This is a genomic window from Marinovum sp. (assembly GCF_034669705.1).
Classification (GTDB): Bacteria; Pseudomonadota; Alphaproteobacteria; order Rhodobacterales; family Rhodobacteraceae; genus Marinovum.
The window spans coordinates 84,175-103,803 of record NZ_JAXMOR010000018.1 but is presented as its reverse complement, the minus strand read 5'-3'; the positions used below and the strand labels follow the sequence as shown (position 1 = coordinate 103,803).

The 19,629-nt window shown below is 69.0% G+C and carries 17 protein-coding genes; 4 read left to right on the top strand and 13 right to left on the bottom strand.

The window, feature by feature from the left end; genetic code table 11:
• Nucleotides 1-27: 27 nt before the first annotated feature.
• The 3 genes from VOI27_RS13960 to VOI27_RS13950 form a co-directional block, all read right to left on the bottom strand.
• A complete protein-coding gene (locus tag VOI27_RS13960; protein ID WP_323765972.1) occupies nucleotides 28-1,005 on the bottom strand; it encodes a transposase in 978 nt (325 codons plus the stop codon).
• 133 nt (nucleotides 1,006-1,138) lie between these two features.
• Nucleotides 1,139-2,182: a tRNA epoxyqueuosine(34) reductase QueG gene (queG, locus tag VOI27_RS13955; RefSeq protein WP_323765973.1), complete on the bottom strand. Its 1,044-nt coding sequence runs from the start codon at nucleotides 2,180-2,182 to the stop codon at nucleotides 1,139-1,141.
• A gap of 66 nt (nucleotides 2,183-2,248) precedes the next feature.
• The gene (locus VOI27_RS13950; RefSeq protein WP_323765971.1) at nucleotides 2,249-2,914 is read right to left on the bottom strand and encodes a glutathione S-transferase family protein; all 666 of its coding nucleotides are present in this window, start codon (nucleotides 2,912-2,914) and stop codon (nucleotides 2,249-2,251) included.
• A 161-nt stretch (nucleotides 2,915-3,075) separates the two neighbouring features.
• Between VOI27_RS13950 and VOI27_RS13945 the strand changes: the two genes are divergently transcribed.
• Complete coding sequence (locus tag VOI27_RS13945; RefSeq protein WP_323765970.1) at nucleotides 3,076-3,699, top strand: trimeric intracellular cation channel family protein; 624 nt, start codon at nucleotides 3,076-3,078, stop codon at nucleotides 3,697-3,699.
• A gap of 110 nt (nucleotides 3,700-3,809) precedes the next feature.
• Here VOI27_RS13945 and VOI27_RS13940 read toward each other — a convergent pair whose 3' ends face one another.
• Nucleotides 3,810-4,841, bottom strand: coding sequence for an FAD-binding oxidoreductase (locus VOI27_RS13940; RefSeq protein ID WP_323765969.1), 1,032 nt, complete (start codon nucleotides 4,839-4,841; stop codon nucleotides 3,810-3,812).
• Nucleotides 4,842-4,897: 56 nt separating this feature from the next.
• Here VOI27_RS13940 and mnmD point away from each other — a divergent pair, with 56 nt between their 5' ends.
• Both mnmD and VOI27_RS13930 read left to right on the top strand, forming a co-directional pair.
• A complete protein-coding gene (gene mnmD, locus VOI27_RS13935) occupies nucleotides 4,898-5,566 on the top strand; it encodes a tRNA (5-methylaminomethyl-2-thiouridine)(34)-methyltransferase MnmD (protein WP_323765968.1) in 669 nt (222 codons plus the stop codon).
• Complete coding sequence (locus VOI27_RS13930) at nucleotides 5,563-6,456, top strand: DMT family transporter (RefSeq protein ID WP_323765967.1); 894 nt, start codon at nucleotides 5,563-5,565, stop codon at nucleotides 6,454-6,456. The genes mnmD and VOI27_RS13930 overlap by 4 nt, the downstream gene beginning before the upstream one ends.
• A 395-nt stretch (nucleotides 6,457-6,851) precedes the next feature.
• Here VOI27_RS13930 and VOI27_RS13925 read toward each other — a convergent pair whose 3' ends face one another.
• Nucleotides 6,852-9,053 carry a lytic transglycosylase domain-containing protein gene (locus VOI27_RS13925; protein ID WP_323765966.1) on the bottom strand — a complete coding sequence of 734 codons (2,202 nt, stop codon included), beginning with the start codon at nucleotides 9,051-9,053 and terminating at the stop codon, nucleotides 6,852-6,854.
• 142 nt (nucleotides 9,054-9,195) lie between these two features.
• Here VOI27_RS13925 and dapA point away from each other — a divergent pair, with 142 nt between their 5' ends.
• Nucleotides 9,196-10,071 carry a 4-hydroxy-tetrahydrodipicolinate synthase gene (gene dapA / locus VOI27_RS13920; protein WP_323765965.1) on the top strand — a complete coding sequence of 292 codons (876 nt, stop codon included), beginning with the start codon at nucleotides 9,196-9,198 and terminating at the stop codon, nucleotides 10,069-10,071.
• A gap of 255 nt (nucleotides 10,072-10,326) precedes the next feature.
• Here the strand turns inward: dapA and VOI27_RS13915 are convergent, their stop codons facing one another.
• From VOI27_RS13915 to VOI27_RS13880, 8 genes are all read right to left on the bottom strand, one after another.
• Nucleotides 10,327-11,649 (bottom strand): pitrilysin family protein, encoded by a 1,323-nt coding sequence (locus VOI27_RS13915; protein WP_323765964.1) that lies wholly within the window; start codon nucleotides 11,647-11,649, stop codon nucleotides 10,327-10,329.
• Nucleotides 11,646-13,022, bottom strand: coding sequence for a pitrilysin family protein (locus VOI27_RS13910; RefSeq protein ID WP_323765963.1), 1,377 nt, complete (start codon nucleotides 13,020-13,022; stop codon nucleotides 11,646-11,648). The genes VOI27_RS13915 and VOI27_RS13910 overlap by 4 nt, the downstream gene beginning before the upstream one ends.
• Nucleotides 13,023-13,103: 81 nt before the next feature.
• Complete coding sequence (locus tag VOI27_RS13905) at nucleotides 13,104-13,661, bottom strand: DUF3035 domain-containing protein (protein ID WP_323765962.1); 558 nt, start codon at nucleotides 13,659-13,661, stop codon at nucleotides 13,104-13,106.
• Between the two features lie 55 nt (nucleotides 13,662-13,716).
• Nucleotides 13,717-14,214, bottom strand: a complete 498-nt coding sequence (lspA, locus tag VOI27_RS13900) for a signal peptidase II (protein WP_323765961.1) — start codon at nucleotides 14,212-14,214, stop codon at nucleotides 13,717-13,719.
• A 15-nt stretch (nucleotides 14,215-14,229) separates the two neighbouring features.
• Complete coding sequence (gene purH, locus VOI27_RS13895) at nucleotides 14,230-15,828, bottom strand: bifunctional phosphoribosylaminoimidazolecarboxamide formyltransferase/IMP cyclohydrolase (protein WP_323765960.1); 1,599 nt, start codon at nucleotides 15,826-15,828, stop codon at nucleotides 14,230-14,232.
• Nucleotides 15,829-15,846: 18 nt separating this feature from the next.
• Complete coding sequence (locus VOI27_RS13890; RefSeq protein WP_323765959.1) at nucleotides 15,847-17,595, bottom strand: heparinase II/III family protein; 1,749 nt, start codon at nucleotides 17,593-17,595, stop codon at nucleotides 15,847-15,849.
• A 104-nt stretch (nucleotides 17,596-17,699) separates the two neighbouring features.
• Nucleotides 17,700-18,290 carry a LysE family translocator gene (locus VOI27_RS13885; RefSeq protein ID WP_323765958.1) on the bottom strand — a complete coding sequence of 197 codons (591 nt, stop codon included), beginning with the start codon at nucleotides 18,288-18,290 and terminating at the stop codon, nucleotides 17,700-17,702.
• Nucleotides 18,291-18,362: 72 nt separating this feature from the next.
• On the bottom strand, nucleotides 18,363-19,622 hold the full coding sequence (locus tag VOI27_RS13880) for an RsmB/NOP family class I SAM-dependent RNA methyltransferase (RefSeq protein WP_323765957.1): 1,260 nt from the start codon (nucleotides 19,620-19,622) through the stop codon (nucleotides 18,363-18,365).
• Nucleotides 19,623-19,629: the final 7 nt, after the last annotated feature.

Below are 19,629 nucleotides of genomic sequence, written 5' to 3'. Positions count from 1 at the left end.
CCGGCAACCGTAATCGGTCACCGCGTGTCAGACGGTTTTCGGGTCGAAGGGTTTGCCCGTTCGCAGCATCGCGTTGAGGATCGTCAGCAGCTTGCGGGCGACCGCGATGATGGCCTGTTTCGCGGTCTTGCCTGCGGCCTCAAGCCGGGCCCGGAACGCGATGAACCGAGGGCAGCGGCGGGAGGCTTGCAGCCCGGCCAGGTAGAGCAGCGACCGCAGGTACGGCCGCCCGCCGCCGATGCTGCGCGCCGGGGTTCTGGCGCCGCTGTCGCGCGCGATCGGCGCGAGGCCCGCAAGCGCCGCGATCCGGCGGCGGTCGAGGTGACCGAGCTCAGCCAGATCCGAGGCCAGGCCCGCCGCCACCACCGGACCGACCCCCGGCGCGCTGAGGAGCAGGGCCTGCTCGGCCGCCAGGTCCGGGTCCCGGCGGGTCACGCGGGCGATCTCCGCGTCGAGCGCGGCGATCTCCTGCGCAAGCTGCGAGATGTGCCGCTCGAGCCCCTGGCGCAGAAAGGCCTCGATCTCGTGCAGGCGGATTTTCTCCTGCGTTTTCATGTCGACAAGCTGCCGGCGCCGGGTGGCGAGCGCTTTCAGCTGCCGCCGTCCCGGGCCCGGCGGCAGGCTCGGAGGCAAGTCCAGCGCCGCGCCCATCGCCCTCAGGACCTGCGCGTCCACCCGGTCGGTCTTGCCGATGATCCCGCAGGCCCGTGCAAAGTGCCGCGCCCGCGCCGGATTGACGCTGTGATGGGCCACGCCGGCGGCCTCAAGCGCATCGCGCAGCGGCCAGGAATAGCGTCCGGTGGCCTCGAAGACGACAAAGGCGCGGCGCTGCGCCAGGTCCTGCGCGAAGGCCGCGAGGGGCGCCGGCTGGTTGGCGATCTGGCGGGGCGCGCCGCCCGGTCCGCAGACATCCAGACGCTGTTTCGAGACGTCGACTCCGACGATGAAGTGATGCATGATAGCCTCCTGTCCCTGTCTGTACGGGGTCTGTTTGCGCAGCCCCAATCAACCGTTCAGGCTGACGACCAAGAATGCGGACGGCTCCCAATCCGGCACACGGGCTCTTGCCCAGGGACCTCACGGGATGCCGTCCGCACCTCCATTATACAGAAAACTGGTTAGACAGGGACCTCCATGCTCAGCCGCTCAAACGTCCCACCGCCCAACGCGCCGCATCCGCCACCACCGGGTCACCGTCCTCGCACAGCCCCCGCGCCACCGGCAAGAACCGCCCTTCACCGGAATTCCCGATCGCATAAAGCACGTTGCGGACAAACCGCCCGCGCCCGATCCGCTTGATCGGAGAGCCGGAGAACATCGCCCGGAACCCGGCATCATCCAAACCTGCCAATTCCCCGAGGTCCGGCGCCAACAAATCGTTGCGGGCGTGGTACTTCACCTCCGCCGCGCGTTCGGCGAACTTGTTCCACGGACAGACTGCCAGGCAATCGTCACAGCCGTAGATCCGGTTGCCGAGGAGCGGCCGCAGCGCCGCGTCCACCGGTCCCTTGTGTTCGATCGTCAGGTAGGAAATGCAGCGCCGCGCGTCGAGCTGGTAGGGCGCCGGAAAGGCCTTCGTCGGACAGACATCGAGGCACTTCCGGCAGGACCCGCAATGATCGACCTCAGCCGCATCCACCGGCAACTCCAGCGTGGTGAACACCGCGCCGAGAAAGAACCACGACCCCAGATCGCGGCTCACCAGATTGGTATGCTTGCCCTGCCAGCCCAGCCCCGCGGCCTGTCCCAGCGGCTTTTCCGGCACCGGCGCGGTATCGACGAAGACCTTCACCTGAGCGGGCGGATCCGTATCGGCCTCGGCGATCAGCCAGCGCGCCAGCCGCTTCAGCCGCTTCTTCACCACATCATGGTAATCGCGCTGTTGCGCATAGACCGAGATCGCCGCCCGGTCCGGCTGCCCCAGCACCGCCAGGGGATCATGCGCCGGGCCGTAATTTTCCGCCAGCATGATCACCGAGCGTGCCTCAGGCCACAGGGCCGCGGGATCGCCGCGCCAATGCGCCCGCTCCGCCAGCCAGGACATCTGCCCGTGATAGCCGGCCTTCAGAAAGGCCGACAGACGCTCAGCCACCTCCGGCACCGCCTCAGGCCGACAGACCCGGCAGGCCGAAAACCCCACCGCCTGCGCCTCGCGCCGCAGCTCCTGCTTGAGCGCCTCCATGGTCTTCATCTTGCCCGATATACTCCGGGGGTCCGGGGGCAGCGCCCCCGAAACCGCTGCCGGGTCTCAGAAATCCAGGTCATTGTAGTGTCGCGGCGGCGGAAACCCCGGCACCTGGTCGGCGAGGATACGGCGGAACGCCGGCCGCGACTTGATCTTGGCGTACCAGTCCTTGACCACCGCCGAGCGGTTCCAGTCGACGTCGGAAATATAGTCCAGCGACGACAGATGCGCGGCGGCGGCGAAATCGGCCAGGGTCATCACGTCGCCAGCCAGCCAGCGCCGGTGATCGAGCAGCCAGGTCAGGTAATCGAGGTGATACTTGATCGCCTTGGCGCCGGCCTTGACGTTCTTGCTGTCGGGGAAACCCTTGCCCTGCACCTTCTTGTTGACCCGCTCGTAGAGCAGCTTCGAGGTCACCTCGTGGTGGAACTTGTCGTCGAACCAGGCCACCAGACGGCGCACCTCATAGCGCGCATCGGCCGAGCGCGGCATCAGCGAGGGTTCGGGGTACTTCTCTTCCAGCCATTCGCAGATTGCGGCGCTTTCGGCCATGGTCTTGCCGTCGATGCGCAGCACCGGCACCTTGGCGGCCGGGTTGCGGCGCAGGAAATCCGGCTCCTGCTCCCAGTAGCGTTCCTCGACCAACTCGCATTCGATCTTCTTCTCGGCAAGGCTGAGACGCACCTTGCGGCAGAACGGCGAGAGGGGAACGTGATAAAGCTTGGCCATGAAAGGGCAGTGTCCTAAGGGGGAGTGTTCGACTTCTTTGCCGCACATGCGCCGCCAGTTCAACCACCCAGCGGTTGGATCGGCAATCGGCCGCGGTTCCGGATGGGGTCAGGATCAGCTATGGCTGCAGTCGACAGCCGGGCCGCAACGGAGGCATCCGCATGATCCTGAGCCTTCTCGACTATGCCGCCGTGGCGGTCTTTGCCCTGACCGGCGCGCTGGCCGCCAGCCGGGCGCAGCTCGATATCGTGGGCTTTGCCTTTCTCGCCTGCCTGACGGCGGTCGGTGGCGGCACCCTGCGCGACCTGCTGCTCGACCGCAACCCGGTGTTCTGGATCGCCGATCCCGGCATCATCCCCACCGCCTGTGCAGCCGCCTTCCTGGTTTTCTTCACCGCGCATCTGGTGGAAAGCCGGCTGCGCTGGCTTTTGTGGCTCGACAGCTTCGCGCTGGCCGTCGCCGTGGCCTCGGGCACCGGGGTGGCGCTGGCGCTCGAGCAGCCGGCGCTGATCGTGCTGATCATGGGGGTCACGACCGGCACTTTCGGCGGGCTGATGCGCGACGTGGTGGCCAACGAGGTGCCGGTGGTCCTGCGCCAGGGCGAGCTCTATGCCACCGCGGCCCTGGCCGGCTCCGGCGCCGCGCTGGTGCTGCTGGCGCTGGGTCTCGGCAGCGACATCGCGCTTCTGGGATGTGCCGCGGTCACCTGGGCGCTGCGCGCCGGCAGCCTGCGCTGGGGCTGGTCGCTGCCGGTCTACCGCAGCCGGCCACCGCGGGAGAAATAGCGCCGCCCCGCTCGCACCGCCGTCCCGGACCTGATCCGGGACGTCCTCCCCGCATCATGCCACGGTGGCATCGGCGGTTGACCCACCGGACCCGCTCACATCGCCTCCGCTCACACCCCCTCCGGCCGAAACCCCGCCGGCACCCGGTCACGGCCCTCAAGCACAAGGTCCGCCATCACCTCGCCCACCAGCGGCGCCATGCCGAAGCCGATCTTGAACCCGCCGTTGGCAATCCACGCCCCCGGCCGCAGCGGATGCGGCCCCAGCACCGGCGCGCGGCTCTTCGCCCGCGGCCGCACCCCGGCCCAGCGCGCGACAACCTCGGCCCCCGCCAGCACCGGAAAGGCCGCAACCGCCCGCGCGATCACCGCCTCGAGCTGGTCGTCGACGGCTGACGGGTCGTCATACTCCCGCTCCGAGGTCGAGCCCACAGCCACCGTGCCATCGCCATGCGGCACGATATGCAACCCGTCGGCAAAAAGCTGCGGGCGGTCCTGCGCCGCGTAGCGCAGCAGCGCCGCCTGCCCTTTCACCCCGTTGCCAAGATTGCGACCCGCCGCCCGGCTCATCGCCTCAAGGTCCGCCACCCCGGTAGCCCAGATCACCGTGCCGCGGTCCGCGCCCTCGGCGATCACCTTGACTCCGCAGGCCACCAAAGCCGCCACCAGCGCCGCACAGGACCGGCGCGGATGCACCCGGGCGCTCAGCGTGTCCTCGACCAGGAACCCGCTGGGCGAGGCCGGTGCCCAATCGCCATAATCCGCCGCCGCGACCACCCGCCACTCGGCCCGGCCCTGCCAGAGCGCTGCCGCCGTCTCAGCCCGCTGCTCCGCCAATGCCACCGCGCGCGCATCGGCCAGCGGCTGCAAGCGGCCGGAGCGCAGGTAGCCGGGATCGCGCCCGCCGGTCTCGGCCACCTCGGCCCAGAAGGTCTCGGCCATCAGCAGGCTCTCGAGCTGAAACGCCTTCTTGTCGTTCCAGTTCTCCGGCACATGCGGCGCCAGCGCGCCGACGATGCCGCCAGAGGCGCCCGCCGCCGGCCCGAAGGGATCGATCACCCGCACCTTTGCGCCGCGCCGGGCACAGGCCCAGGCCACCGACAGGCCGAACACGCCCGCCCCGCGCACTGTCACGTCGTCCATTGCATACCCCTCCGTCAGGCATTAGGCCTCGGAGGAAACCCTTAAGGCAGCCGAAAATGACAGACCAGAGCGCAGAGCTGGAATGGCGCGACGGGCGGGTGCCTGTCTCGACCCGCTTCGATGATCCCTATTATTCGCTCGACAACGGGCTGGCCGAGACCCGCCACGTCTTCCTCGCCGGCAACGACCTGCCGGCGCGCTTTGCCGACGGTTTCCACATCGCCGAGCTGGGCTTCGGCACCGGGCTGAACCTGCTCTGCGCGCTGCAGGCGTTTCGCGCCGCCGGCACGCCGGGCCGTCTGCTTTTCACCAGCTTCGAAGCCTTCCCGATGGCCCCCGACGACATGATCGCAGCCCAGGGCGCCTTTGCCGAGCTGGCCGATCTCGCGGCGGAACTGGCGCCGCACTGGCAGGCCGGCGACACCCGCATCGAGACCGCCGATCTCGACTTCACCCTGATCACCGGCGACGCGCGACAGACCCTGCCGGACTGGCAGGGGGCCGCCGACGCCTGGTTTCTCGACGGTTTCTCGCCGGCCAAGAACCCAGAGCTCTGGGGCGCGGCGCTTCTGGCCGAGGTCGCGCGCCACACCGCGCCGGGCGGCACCGCGGCGACCTACACCGCCGCCGGCCACGTGCGCCGAGCGCTGGCGGAGGGCGGGTTCACCGTCGCGCGCATTCCCGGCTTCGGCCGCAAACGCCACATGACGCAGGCCACCAGATGACCCAGAACGACACGGTGCGCGGCATCTGGCTGATGGTGGCCACCACCTTCGTCTTTGCGGTGCAGGACGGGATCAGCCGCCATCTGGCGTCGGAATACAACGTGCTGATGGTGGTGATGATCCGCTACTGGTTCTTCGCCGCCTTCGTCATCGCCCTGTCGGCCCGCAGGCGGGGCGGGGTCCGCGGCGTGGCGCGCACCGAGCAACCGCTGGTGCAGGGGTTCCGCGGCGTGCTTCTGGCGCTGGAGATCTGCGTGATGGTCGCCGCCTTCACCTATCTCGGGCTGGTCGAGAGCCACGCGGTCTTTGTCTGCTACCCGCTGCTGGTCGCGGCCCTGTCGGGGCCGGTGCTGGGGGAAACCGTCGGCTGGCGGCGCTGGCTGGCGATCGGCGTGGGGTTCGTGGGGGTGACGATCATCATCAACCCCTCGGCCGGGGTGTTCTCGGTCTATGCGCTGATCCCGCTGCTGGCGGCCTCGATGTTCGCGCTCTATTCGCTGCTCAACCGCTATGCGGCGCGGCGCGACACGGCCGAGACCTCGTTTTTCTGGACCGGCACCGTGGGCTGCGTGGTGATGACCGCGATCGGCGTCTGGTTCTGGGAACCGATGACCGGCGGCGACTGGGTCTGGATGGCGGCGCTCTGCGTCACCGGGGTGACCGGGCATTACACCATGATCAAATGCTACGAGGTGGCCGAGGCCAGCGCGGTGCAGCCCTTTGCCTATCTGCAGATGCCCTTTGCGGTGGCCATCGGGTTGGTGGTCTTTGGCGAGGACCTGCGGGCCACGGTGGTGGTTGGCGCGGCGCTGATTGTCGGGGCGGGGTTGTTCACCCTGTGGCGGGAACGCCAACGGACACGGGCGGCGCGTCGGGCGGCGCAGGGTTGACGGTCGGGGCGGTGGGTTGGAAACCCACCCTACGGCAGGTCGCTCTTCAGGCCGACGCTGTCATGACAGGCCTGCAACAAGGGCGCAGCCCGCTGGTCTCTCGGCAGTTGCATGCCAAACCCCTGCCGACAGCAGCTTGCAGGCAAAGTGCGCGAGGCCAGCCCCGTCGCAGCGAAGCTGCGCCTGTTACCTTTGGCACGCCTTTGACGTGACGGGCTGCCGCTTTGGCTGCCCAAAGCGCTCCGATCAGAGGTTCTACGGGCTTTGCCGGGACCACTTGGCAGACTGGTCCGGCAGAGTGCCCCCCGCGGGCAACCGCTGGCCCGGCACACCGTGCGCGGCATCTATCAGGCACCAGCCCTACCTACTCTCACAGCCCGCAGGCTGCCGAAGCCTCACTCCGGCAGCACCGTCGATCCTACCAGCTCTTGCGAGAACGGCACCGGGTGCGGATCCTTGCCCAGCCGGGCGCGATAGACCGGCAGGCTTTCCGACACCCGCATCACGTAGTTCCGGGTCTCGTTGAAAGGGATCATCTCGATCCAGTCGATGATGTCGATCTCGCCCTTGATCGGATCGCCATAGGCGTTCTTCCAGCTCCGCGGCCGCCCGGGACCGGCGTTGTAGCCGGCCGACATCATGATCACGTTGCCGTCGAAATCCTCGGCCAGCCCGCGCAGGTAATCCGCCCCCAGCCGGGAGTTGTAGACCCAGTCGCTGGTCAGCCGCGACTGGCTGTAGTCGAGCCCCACCCGCCGTGCCACCAGCTGCGCCGTCGCCGGCATCACCTGCATCAGCCCGCGCGCGCCGGCGTGGCTGATCACCGTGTGGTCGAACTCGCTCTCGCGCCGGGCGATTGCCAGCACCATCTCGGTGGGCACCGGGTGGTCGCGCTGCGCCACCGGGTGGACGGCATAATAGGGCGCCGCGATCTCGCGACCGTCCTGCGCCGCGCGCTTGCCCAGCATGATGCCGATATGCGGCTGGCCCAGATCCTCGAGCATCTTGCCCATCAGGTGCAGGTTGTCCTCGTCCTGGCTCTCGGCCAGATGGGTCCAGAACCGCTCGGCCAGCCAGCCTTCGCCGGCGGCCAAGAGCAGCATCGCCGCCTCATGCACCCCCGATTTGGTGAACGCGGCCTCGCGCCAGTCGGCCTCTGGGCGGAAGCCGCCAAGCTGGCTGTTGAACGGAAAGCCGCCGCGCTCGGCCGCGAGCAGCCCGTAGAAGCTGGTCTGATAGGCGGCCCCCAGCGCATAGGCGCCCTTGGCGGCATCGGCATTGCCCAGCGCCTCATAGGCCCGGCCCAGCCAATAGCCGGCGCGGCCGAGCGAGATCGGGGTGTAGACGTCGCCCTTGAAGCGGGTGAAATGCGCCAGCGCGCGGCTGGCGTCCTTCTGGAAGCGCAGGGCGAGGTAGCCCGACAGCCACTCCAGCTCGGCGAAATTGCGGCCGGTGACGGTGTGATGGGTGGCGGCGATGCGATAGGCCAGCCCGGGGTCGCCATTGCGCATGGCACGATGCGACAGGCTGTGGCGGCGGCCGGCCCAGTATTCCGGCTCGCCCAGGCTCTCCGGGCTGGTCGAGCGTTCGAGCAGAAGCTCGATGGCGCTGTCGCGCAGGCCCTTGGCCATCCGCCATTCATAGCGCTCATAGGCCAGCCCCGGGTTATCGGCCAGCGCCGCCGGTACCGCGGCGATCAGCGGATCGGGATTGACGTTGCGCGCCCGCAGCGCCATCCGCGCGTTGGCCAGCCTCTGCCAGCCCGAAGAAACCAGCGGCAGCATCCGCGTGGCGTTGATTTCCCAGCCTTCCCAGAGCGCCAGGTCGAGCCGCGCCTCGTGATGCGGCTTCAACAGGGGGCCGTAGCGGTCGAGAAACAGCGCCTGCTCGCGGTCAGACAGCGCCAGGGTGCGCCAAGCCTTGACGATGCCGGCCTGCGCTGCGCCGGTCTCGCCGCTGGCTTCGAGCGCCTGGGCGAGGGCCAGAGCGCCGGTGCCGGTCTCGGGCTCGTGGCCGTCGAAGAACGCCAGCCGGTCCTCGACCGGGGCGTCGGCCATGGTGTCCTCGGACTTTTCCCTCAGGTAGGCCAGCCCGGGCCAGTCGCCGCTGCGCCGCAGGAAGGCCATCACATCGCCGGAACTGCCGCTGCCGCCGCGCAGGAAATGCCACAGGATGACGTCGCGCGCGGCAGAGCCTTCGGGACCGGCGCGGCGGAAGGCCTCGTCCCAGCGGCCGTCGCGCATGGCCGCGAGAGCGGCCTTGAAGCCGGGATCGACCGGCGGCACCCGCGCTGCCAGCGGCTCGGTGTCGAGACCCTGCGGGCGCACCCGCGGCCGCAGGCCGGCAAGGTCCTCGTCAAGCTCTTCCAGCGGTTCGGGCACGGCGGCATCCTCGCCCGCCGGGATCGCCTCGGGTTCGACCACCGCCGGCGCGTCTTCGGCGGCGGCGGCCGGCTCGGCATCGCCCTGGGCGCCGGAACTTCGCGCCCGCGGGCGCAGGCTCGTCGTCACGTCGAGTGCGACGGCGCCGTCAGGAGTGGGTTGGGCGACAGCGGGCGAAGCCGCCGCGACGAGCAGGCAGAGGAGGGCACGCATCATCACTTGCAATTTCTGTTCTGAAAAGGAATAGACACGATCCAGAATGTAACCTGTCCGCCGCATCCTTCAACTCACGATGATGACAGCGGCGGACCTGCGTTCCGCCCCGGCGGCCGCCTGTTGAAAGAAAAGGAGCGTCACCATGTTCAAAGGGTCCCTGCCAGCCCTGGTCACGCCGTTCAAGAACGGTGAGGTCGATCTGGAGACGCTGCGAAAACTGGTGGACTGGCATGTCGATCAGGGCAGCCACGGTCTTGTGCCCGTGGGCACCACCGGCGAAAGCCCGACCCTGACCCATGCCGAGCACGAGTTGGTGGTGACCGAGGTGGTCAAGGCCGCCGCCGGCCGCATTCCGGTGATCGCCGGGGCCGGGTCGAACAACACCACCGAGGCGATTCGCCTGACCCGCCATGCCAAGCAGGTCGGGGCCGATGCCGCGCTGGTGGTGACGCCCTATTACAACAAGCCGACGCAAGCCGGGCTGATCGCGCATTTCACCGCCATTACCGAGGCGGTCGACCTGCCGATCATCATCTACAACATCCCGCCGCGCTCGGTGGTCGACATGCTGCCCGCCACCATGGGCGAACTGGCCAAGCTGAAGAACATCATCGGCGTCAAGGATGCCACTGGCGATCTCGCGCGGGTCTCGGCGCAGCGGATCACCTGCGGCCGGGATTTCGTCCAGCTCTCGGGCGAGGACGGCACCGCGCATGGCTTCAATGCCCAGGGCGGCGTCGGCTGCATCTCGGTCACCGCCAATGTGGCGCCGGCGCTGTCGAGCGCGCTTCAGCTTGCCTGTCTCGGCGGGGATTACGCCAAGGCGCTGGAGATCCAGGACCGGCTGATGCCGCTGCATCAGGCAATCTTTGCCGAGCCCGGGCTCTGTGGCGCGAAATACGCGATGTCGCGGCTGGGGCTCTGCGAGGACGAAGTGCGGCTGCCGCTGATGCCTGTCACCGAGCCGACACGGGCGCGGATCGACGCCGGGCTGCGGCATGCGGGGCTGTTGAACTAGGCGCTCCAGAGCGTCGAATGAATGGCCCGGCTGCGAGCGATCGCGCCGGGCCTTTACTCTTGGTGCGGAGCCGCGCATTGCCGGCGCGCGCGGTGGCGATCCGCCGTTCATGGCTGCCACTTTATGGTGGCCAAACCCGCAGACCCTCTCGATGTCACGCCTGGCGCAGCCAAATCGCCGCCGCGTGGGGGCGCGCCGGCGATGCGCGGCGGCCTGCGGCCTTGATTCCGCGCAAGCCCGTCTACGGCCGCCCCGCTACTGCGTCTCCAGCCCCTCGGGCTGTCCCACCACCACGAAATGCAGCGCTTCCGGATCATAGAGCTCGGCCGCCACGCGGTTGACCTCGTCCAGCGTCAGCGCCTCGACCAGCGCATTGCGCTCGGTCACGTAGTCCGGCCCCAGACCGTCCATCTGCATGCCCACGAGGATATTGGCGATCGGGCCGTTGCCGTCGAACCGCAGCGGGTAGGCGCCGGTCAGATAGGTCTTGGCCGCCGTGAGTTCCTCCGCCGTCAGCCCCTCCTGCCCCAGCCGGGCCCATTGGTCGCGGATCACCGCGATGGTCTCGGCCACGCGGGTATTGGCAGAGGCCACCGAGCCCATCACCAGCGCTGCGTGATCCTTGGGCACCAGGTAGGAATAGACGCCATAGGTCAGCCCGCGCTTCTCGCGCACCTCGGTCATCAGCCGGCTGGTCAGCCCGCTGCCGCCGAAGACCTCGTTGATCACATAGGCCGCCAGGAAATCCGGGTGGTCGCGCTCAAGGCCCTCGTGACCGAACAGCACCACCGATTGCGGCGTGTCGAAAGGCTCGACCGTCAGACCGCCCTCGAGCAGGAAGGGCGCCGCGCCGGGCAGCGCGGGGCCGGTCTCGGGCAGGTCGGCCAGCAACGTGTCGAGCAGCGCCGAAAGCGCCTCGGCCGAGATGTCGCCGACCGCGCTGACATAGACCCGGTCGCGCGCGAAGGCTGCCTGATGCGCCGCCACGATATCCTCGCGGCTGAGCGCCAGAACGCTCTCGCGGGTGCCCTTGAAGGAGGTGGCATAGGGGTGATCGCCAAAGGCCAGCCGGTCGAAGGTGCGGCTGACGATGCGGTCGGGATCGCTGGCATCCGAGGCCAGACCGGACAGCACCTGCGCCTTGACCCGGTCGATCGCCACCTGGTTGAAGGCCGGTTCGACGATCGAGCCACGCAGCAGCGCCATCGCCTCGTCGGTGGTGTCGGTCAGGAACCGGGCCGAGACAGAGATGGTGTCGTCGAAGGCGTCATAGTCGAACGACGCCGCCAGCCCCTCGAGCGCGCGGGCAAAACCGCGGGCGTCCATCTCGCCGGTGCCTTCCTCAAGCAGCCCGGTCATCAGGTTGGTCGCCCCCCGCTTGCCCGGCGCATCGAGCGAGGCGCCGCCCTTGAAGCGCAGCTCCAGCGCAACAAAGGGGATCGAGGGTTCCTCGACCAGCCAGGCGGTGATGCCGCCAGGGGTCTCGACCTCCTGGATTTCGATCTCGGCGCGGGCCGGCAGCGCCGCCATCACCAGCGCGGCGGTTGCAAGCGCCAGGGTTCTCAGGGTCGCGGTCATTGGGTCACCTCCTGCGGGCGCATCAGCCAGCTGGTCACGCTGTTCTTGTCGTCAAAGACCTCTCGCGCGGCGGCGAGGATGTCGTCTTCGGTCACCGCCGCCACGATCTCCGGCCAGGCGTGCACGTCCTCGATCGTCAGTCCGGATGTCAGCGCCCGGCCATACTCATTGGCCAGCCGCTCGACATTGTCGCGGGCATAGATCCGGCTGGCCTCGATCTGGCGCTTGATCCGGTCGAGCTGTTCGGCGTCCACCCCCTCTTCGAGGAACTCGGCCACCGCGGCATCGAGCGCCGTTTCGGCCTGCTCGAGGCTCACGCCCTCGGCCGGCACCACCACCAGCGAAAACGTCGTGTCATCCAGCGAGACGCCGCCATAGCCGGCACCGGCATAGACCACCAGCTTCTGCTCGAACTGCAGCTTCTCGTTCAGCACCGAGGTCTGGCCGCCGCCCAGCACCTCGGACAGCAGCATCAGCGCCGCCGCCGTCTCCTGCGCGCCGGGGTCACGTTCGGGCGCAAGGTAGCTGCGGGTCACATAGGGCTGCGAGACCCGCGGATCCTCGAACACCAGCCGGCGCGGCGCGGTCTGCGGCGGTTCCTGCGGGCGCTCGCGCGGTGCGAGATCAGGATTGGGTTCGAGCGGACCGTAGTGCTCGCGGGCCAGTGCCATGACCTCCTCTGGCGCGACATCGCCGGCGACGATCAAGAGCGCGTTGTTCGGGGCGTAATAGGTCTGGTAGTAGTCCAGCGCCGCCTCGAGATCGAGGTCCACCATCTCGTGCCGCCAGCCGATGATCGGCACGCCGTAGCGGTGGTTGAGGTATTGCGCCGCGCGCGCCTGCTCGCGCATCAGCGCGGCGGGGTCGTTCTCGGTGCGCTGGTTGCGCTCCTCGATGATCACTTCGCGCTCGGTGCGGATTTCTTCGGGGCCGAGCTGCAGGTTGACCATGCGGTCGGCCTCCATCTGCATCATCAGCCCGAGCCGGTCGGCCGCGACGCGTTGGTAATAGCCGGTCTGGTCATAGCTGGTGAAGGCGTTGTCGGTGCCGCCGTTCTCGGCCACCACCCGGCTGAGCTCACCCGGGGCCATGTTGGCGGTGCCCTGAAACAGCAGGTGCTCGAGGAAATGCGCCACGCCGGACACGCCCGGCTTTTCGTCGGCGCTGCCGGCGCGGTACCACAGCATGTGCACCACCACCGGGGCGCGGTGATCCTCGATGATGACGACCTGCATGCCGTTGTCGAGCCGGTCGGTGGTCACCTGATCCTCGATCGACGTCTCGGCGGCTGCGGCCCCGGCCCAGAGCAGCGTCAGACCGGCGGCGCAGGCGCCGAGGCGACGGGTCAATCGGTCAAGTCGGTGTCCGGGCATGTGGCTCTCCTGATGGATGTCAGGCTAACTAATGGCCGCGCGCCCGGTAAGTTCAAGAAAAACCGCGTGACAAGGGCGTGATCAGCCGCCCACCCGGCCATCGGTGTTCTCTTCCGGCGGATCCGCCGCCGGCGTGCGCACCCCGGCCAGCCGGAAGCGGCGCAGCACCTCGTAGGGGTCGATCGCAAAGTTCTCGTAGGCGTCGTAATACTTGTCTTCGCGCATCAGCTGCCAGGTAAAGAGCGAGGCACGCTGGCGGAACTCGAGATCCTCGGCGGCGAGCTGGCCGCGGATGCCGGGCTGCACGCCGTTGCGGGCGGCATAGCTGACCAGAGCGCCGTCGCTGGCCGGCGCACCGGTGCCACGCACCGCGACCCGGTTGCCGTCACCGCCGAGCACCGCCACGGCATCGGCCTCTGGCGTCGGATCGGTGCGGTTGGCGCCGCCCGGGGTCGGCGGCGGCAGGGCCGAAAGGCTCTCGGGGGTCTGCAGCGGCTTGGGCGGCACGATGGCAAATTCCTCGGGACCATCGCCGCGCACCCTGAGCTCGTGCAGGGTGATATCACGCTCGCCACAGGCCGCCAGCCCGAGGGCCAGCGCCAGCAAAACGCTCCGCTTTGCAAAGGGCGGGATTGTCATGCCTTGTCACTCCACCTGCTCACCGGCCCAGACTTAACGGATTGTTCCAGAGAGGTCACGTGCCCTTTTTCCGCTTGCGCGCCCCCTTGCCGCCGTCCGATCCGGTGAAGATCACCAGCCCGAAGGCGCCGGCGAAAATCGCGATATCGGCGACGTTGAAGGCATAGGGGTTGTCGATGCCGCAGCACGACATGTTGAGGAAATCGGCCACCGCGCCATAGAGCAGCCGGTCGATCACATTGCCCAGCGCACCGCCGACGAGGATGCCGGCCGAGATCCGCCCGATCCGGCCCGGCGGATCGCGCCAGACCCAGACCAGCACGAAGCCGACGATGACCAGCGCGATGGCGATCAAAACCATCCGCGCTGCTTCTGAATGGCCGGAGAACAGGCCAAAGTTGATGCCCGAATTCCACGCCATCCGAAAGGTGACGAAGGGCGGCAGGACCTCGATCTCGCCCAGCGTGCGCAGATCGAGCAGATGCACCACCACGATCTTGCTGACCTGGTCGAGCAGGAAGACCCAGAGCGCTGCCCAGAACACCGTTCGCATCTGCCGCCCCTGCCCTTAGTGCCGGAAGTGGCGCATGCCGGTGAAGACCATCGCGAGGCCCGCCTCGTCGGCCGCCGCGATCACCTCGGCATCGCGCATCGAGCCGCCGGGCTGGATCACGCAGGTGGCGCCGGCCGCCGCCGCTTCCATCAGCCCGTCGGGGAAGGGAAAGAAGGCATCGGAGGCCACGGCAGAGCCCTTGGTCAGCGGCGTGTCGAGGCCCAGCGCCTCGGCCATGCGCTCGGCCTTTTTCGCGGCGATCAGCGCCGAATCCACCCGGCTCATCTGGCCCGCGCCGACACCCACGGTGGCGCCATCCTTGACATAGACGATGGCGTTCGACTTCACGTGTTTCGCCACCTTCCAGGCAAACAGCAGGTCGCGCATCTGTGCGTCAGAGGGCGCCACTTTCGTCACCACCTTGAGGTCATCGAGTCCGACAAAGCCCACGTCCTTGTCCTGCATCAGGAAGCCGCCGGCCACCTGCCGCAGGGTCTGGCCGCCCTGGCGCACATCCGGCAGCGCCTCGGTGGTCAGCAGCCGCAGGTTCTTCTTTTCCTTGAAGACGCGCATCGCGCCCTCGGAGGCACCGGGCGCGATCACCACCTCGGTGAAGATGCCGGTGATCTCCTGCGCGGTCTCTTCGTCGAGCGGCTGGTTGAAGGCGACGATGCCGCCGAAGGCCGAGGTGCGGTCGCAGTCGAAGGCCGCCTTGTAAGCCTCGAGCAGCGACGCGCCCTTGGCCACGCCGCAGGGGTTGGCGTGCTTGATGATGGCGCAGGCGGGGCCTTGCGCCGGATCGAACTCCGCCACCAGCTCGAACGCCGCGTCGGTGTCGTTGATGTTGTTGTAGCTGAGTTCCTTGCCCTGATGCTGCACCGCGGTCGCCACCCCGGGACGGTCGCTGCCATCGGTGTAGAACGCCGCGGTCTGATGCGGGTTCTCGCCATAGCGCAGGGTCTGCTTGACCGCGCCGGCGACGGCGCGGCGGCGCGGTGCGGCCTCGCCCAGCGCGCCGGCCATCCAGTTCGACACCGCGGCGTCATAGGCGCCGGTGCGGGCATAGGCGGTCTGCGCCAGATGCTGGCGGAAACCATAGGAGGTGGCGCCGTCATTGGCCTCGAGCTCGCCCAGCAGCGCCTCGTAATCCTGCACGTCGACCACGGTGGTGACGAAACCGTGGTTCTTGGCGGCCGCGCGGATCATCGCCGGGCCGCCGATGTCGATGTTCTCGATGCAGGTGTCATAATCGCCGCCCTTGGCGACGGTCGCCTCGAACGGGTAGAGGTTGACCACCAGCAGGTCGATGCCGCCGATGCCATGCTCATCCATCGCCGCGACATGGGCGTCGTTGTCGCGCAGCGCCAGCAGACCGCCGTGCACCATCGGGTGCAGCGTCTTGACCCGGCCATCCATCATCTCGGGAAAGCCGGTGACATCGGCCACGTCGCGCACCTCGAGCCCGGCCTCGCGCAGCGCCTTGGCGGAACCGCCGGTCGACAGAAGCTCGACCCCGCGCTCGGCCAGCGCGCGGCCCAGTTCGGTCAGGCCGGTCTTGTCGGAAACGGAGAGAAGCGCGCGCCGGATCGGCACGAGGCGGGGGTCATCGGTCATATCGTCAGGGTCCTGCGGTCAGCTGTCAAAATCGTATTCGTCGTCCGTGGCCAGATCGCGCACCGCCACCGCGGTGTCATGCGCCTTAGCCAGAGACCAGCGAATGCGCGTCGCATACTCCATTGCCCGGTGAGTTAAAACGATCTGTTTCGTCGCGCGCGGCTGCAAACGCCCCATTTCGAGGTAAACTGAGGGTTCCAGCGTCATTTCCAGCCCGCCTTCGTGGCGAAACACCCAGACCTCGCCAGAGCGCAGCGCCAGCGACACCGCCAGCCCGCCCATGTCGACCTCGGCATCGACATCCGGATGCAGGTGAAAGCGCACGTGATAGGGGATGCCGGCCGGCCCTGCGGCATGGCGCACCCGGTCGAATCGCTTGCGATCGGCGGCCTTGAGCGCCAGCAGCATGTCCTCGCCCACCAGCCCCCGGCCATCGAAGGTCATCTCGAGGATGCGCGCATGGGTCAGCCCGTGGGTGTCGACATAGCCGTCATGTCCGGCCTCGAGCTTGAGCCCGTCGGAGGCATGGCCGATCTCCACCGGCACCTCTTCTGGCGCATCCTCGAGCATCTCGCGCCGCGCGCCGCCCACCCGGCCCTCACGCCCCAGCCTTGCGCTGGAATAGCCCTCGAGCGCCAGAGTGCTGTGCGACGGCGTGGCGCGCCCCGCGCGCCGCCAGTCCTCGCCGAAATAGGCGCCAGAGCCGCAGGAGACGATCAGCGGCCGCCGCCCCGAGGTCAACTCGAAGGCCAGTGTCGAGGCATGGGCGTTGAACGAGGCCGGTCCCGCCGGCGGCGGGCTGGCATCGACGATCACCGAGGTGCGCCCGGCCGACAGCCTGGCAAAGCCCATCGCCAGCCCCTGCGCCCCCTTGCGCACGCCAGAGGCCGAGAGCGCCTGGTCGAGCCGCCCGTCAAGCCCGCGCCCGCCGCCGTGAAACCGCGCCAGCCCGCCGTCGCTGTGGCGCAGGGCGCGCAGGGTGGGGGCAATCCGGGCGATGGCCGCCTGATGCTCGGGATCGACGGCATTGCCGGTCTCCTCCAGCGCCGCCGCGGCCCAGGTCAACAGGGTAAAGACCTCGAGCAGCTCTTCGGGGTTGCGGGTCGGGATGCCGCCCTGTTCGTCGATCTGGCTGGCGCATTCGCGCGCCAGCGCCGCCCGCGCCGAGGCCACGTGGCGCTCCATCCCGCTCAGCGACAGCCCGGCATAAAGCAGTCCGGTCAGCGCCTCGAAGCGTGGCAGGCCCGGCGCCGCCTTGTGCCAGCGCCGGCCGAGAAAGCGGGTCTGATGCGCCAGCGACTGGAAATAGCGCGCCGCCGGCCCCGGCTCGAGCGCGCGCAGAAGAAAGATCGCGTGATGGGTCCAGCGAATGAGCCGTCGGCCGGTCAGGTCCGGTGTCCAGCCCGGACCGCTGCCGCGACCGTAGTGGTCGATCCAGCCCCAGAGCCAGCGCTGCGCCACCCGCCGCGCCCGCAGATCGCCCACCGCCGCCAGGTCATCGAGCCAGCCGAAGCCGTGGATCTGCTCGACAAAGGCCTGGTCGGGCGGATCGAGTTCCCAGAGCATGGCATCGCTGGCCTCGATCAGGTGGCCGGCGAACATCAGGTTGCCGGCAATCAGCTGCCGGCCGCGGTTGAAACTGCCGATGGTGCGCGGCTCGGGCTGCGACACGAACGCCGTGGCCGCCCGCGCCCGCGCGGCAAGCCGCGCATGAACGCGGTGCATCAGGCGCGTATGACGCGCTGACCAGCTGTCGTTCTCGGTCATCTGCACTGCCTCTGTTCGCACTTTTACATGCGTTATATGAGGCCGATCATAGCCTTGGCCGCGCGCAAAGTCACCTTTGAAATACGCGCCCTCCGGCCCGCCGGTTACCGCGCCACCGCCATCCAGAGCGCCACCCCGGCCAGCAGCAGTGCCAGCCCGCGGTTGACCGCCCCGGCCGCCGGCCCCTGCCGCAGCCGCGCGCCGATCCGTGCCCCGACCAGCGTCCAGACCAGAAAGGCGCAGAGGTTGTTGAGGGTAAAGACCGTGGCGATCCAGAGCACGCCCGGCGCGCCCCGGTCCGGTTCGATGAACTGCGAGAACATCAGCAGGATGATCAGATAGGCCTTGGGGTTAAGCAGCAGGAGCAGCGCGCCGCCGGCCGCGCCCGCCCGCCGCGCCGCGGGCCCCCGGGCCGCATCGGCCTGCCAGAGCCCCCAGGCCAGCCAGAGCACATAGGCCGCCCCCGCCCAGCGCATCACCGCAAACAGCCCCGGCGCCCGCGCGCTGACCTCGGCAAAGCCCAGCCCGAGGCCCAGCGTCACGATCCAGGTGGCAAGGTGGTAGCCGGCGTTCGCAGGCAGCGTCGCGGCCAGCCCGAAGCGCGCGCCATAGGCGGCAAAGAACAAATTGCCCGGCCCCGGCGACCAGGCCAGCGGCAAGAGAAACAAGATCAGCGCCAGGGTTGTCTCGAACATCGCTCACTCCGGGTCGGCCACAGGCGTGATCGCCCGAAACCGCCCAGAGGTTCGACCCGGAACCTGCGCCTTCTAGCGGCCGAGGCAGGCCATGTAGAACCCGTCCATGCCGCCGCGCCCGGCCCAGTAGTCCGGCCGTAGCCGCAGCCCGCCCTCGCTGCTGCGCCACTCCGGCGCCACCCCGGGCAGGTCAAAGGCCTCCGGCAGCACCCGCAGCCCCTCGTGGCGCTCCAGTGCCGCATCGACCTGGCATTCGCCCTCGTCAGGCAGCAGCGAACAGGTGCAATAGATCAGCCGCCCGCCGGGCTTCAGACATGACAGCGCACGGTCGAGCAGTGCCGCCTGCAATTCGATCAGCCCGCCGATCGCCTCGCCACGCTGCACCAGCGGCAGGTCGGGATGGCGCCGGATGGTGCCGGTGGCCGAACAGGGCGCATCGAGCACCACGGCATCGAACGGCCCGCCCCGGAAGCTCAGCGCATCGCCGGCCACCACCTCGGCCGACAGCCCGGTGCGCGCCAGGTTCTCATGCACCCGCCCCAGCCGGGCCTCGGAAATATCCAGCGCCGTCACCTGCGCGCCGCCGGCGGCCAGCTGCAGCGTCTTGCCACCCGGCGCGGCGCACATGTCGAGCACCGTCAGCCCCGAGACATCGCCCAGCCCCCGCACCGGCAGCGCCGCGGCGGCATCCTGCACCCACCAGTCGCCGCTTCCGAACCCCGGCAGGGCGCTCACCTGCCCCGGCGCGGTCAACCGCAGCGACCCGGTGGGCAGAACCTCGCCGCCCAGTCGCTCTGCCCAGACCTCTGGTTCGCCCTTCACTGTCAGATCGAGCGGCGCGCCGGCAAACTGCACCGCCTCCATCGCCGCCACGGCGTCACCGCCCCAGGCCTCGGCCAGTGGCTGGCGCAGCCATTTCGGCAGATGCGGCACCCGCAGCTCGGCCCATTTCGCCGCGCCCTCCACCGCCACCTTGCGCAGCACGGCGTTGACCATGCCGCCGTAGGCCGCAGTGCGCTTGCCGCGCCGCACATGCTCGACCGCATCATTGACCACCCCATGGGCATCGCCGCCCCGGCAAAGCTCCACCGTCGCCAGCCGCAGCACGTTGCGCACCGCCGGCGGCGGCATCTTGCGCAGATAGGGTTTCAGCACCCGGTCGGCCTTTTCCAGCCCCCGCAGGGTCTCGAGCGTCAGCCGCTGCGCCCGCGCCCGCTCGGCCGGTTCCAGCCGCAAATGCTGCGTCGCGCCGGTCAGTTCCGACAAGAGCCGCCCCTCGGTCAGGACCTGTCCCAGAAGCCAGAGCGCCCCTGCGCGTGCCGTTGCTGCCATCCGCGAC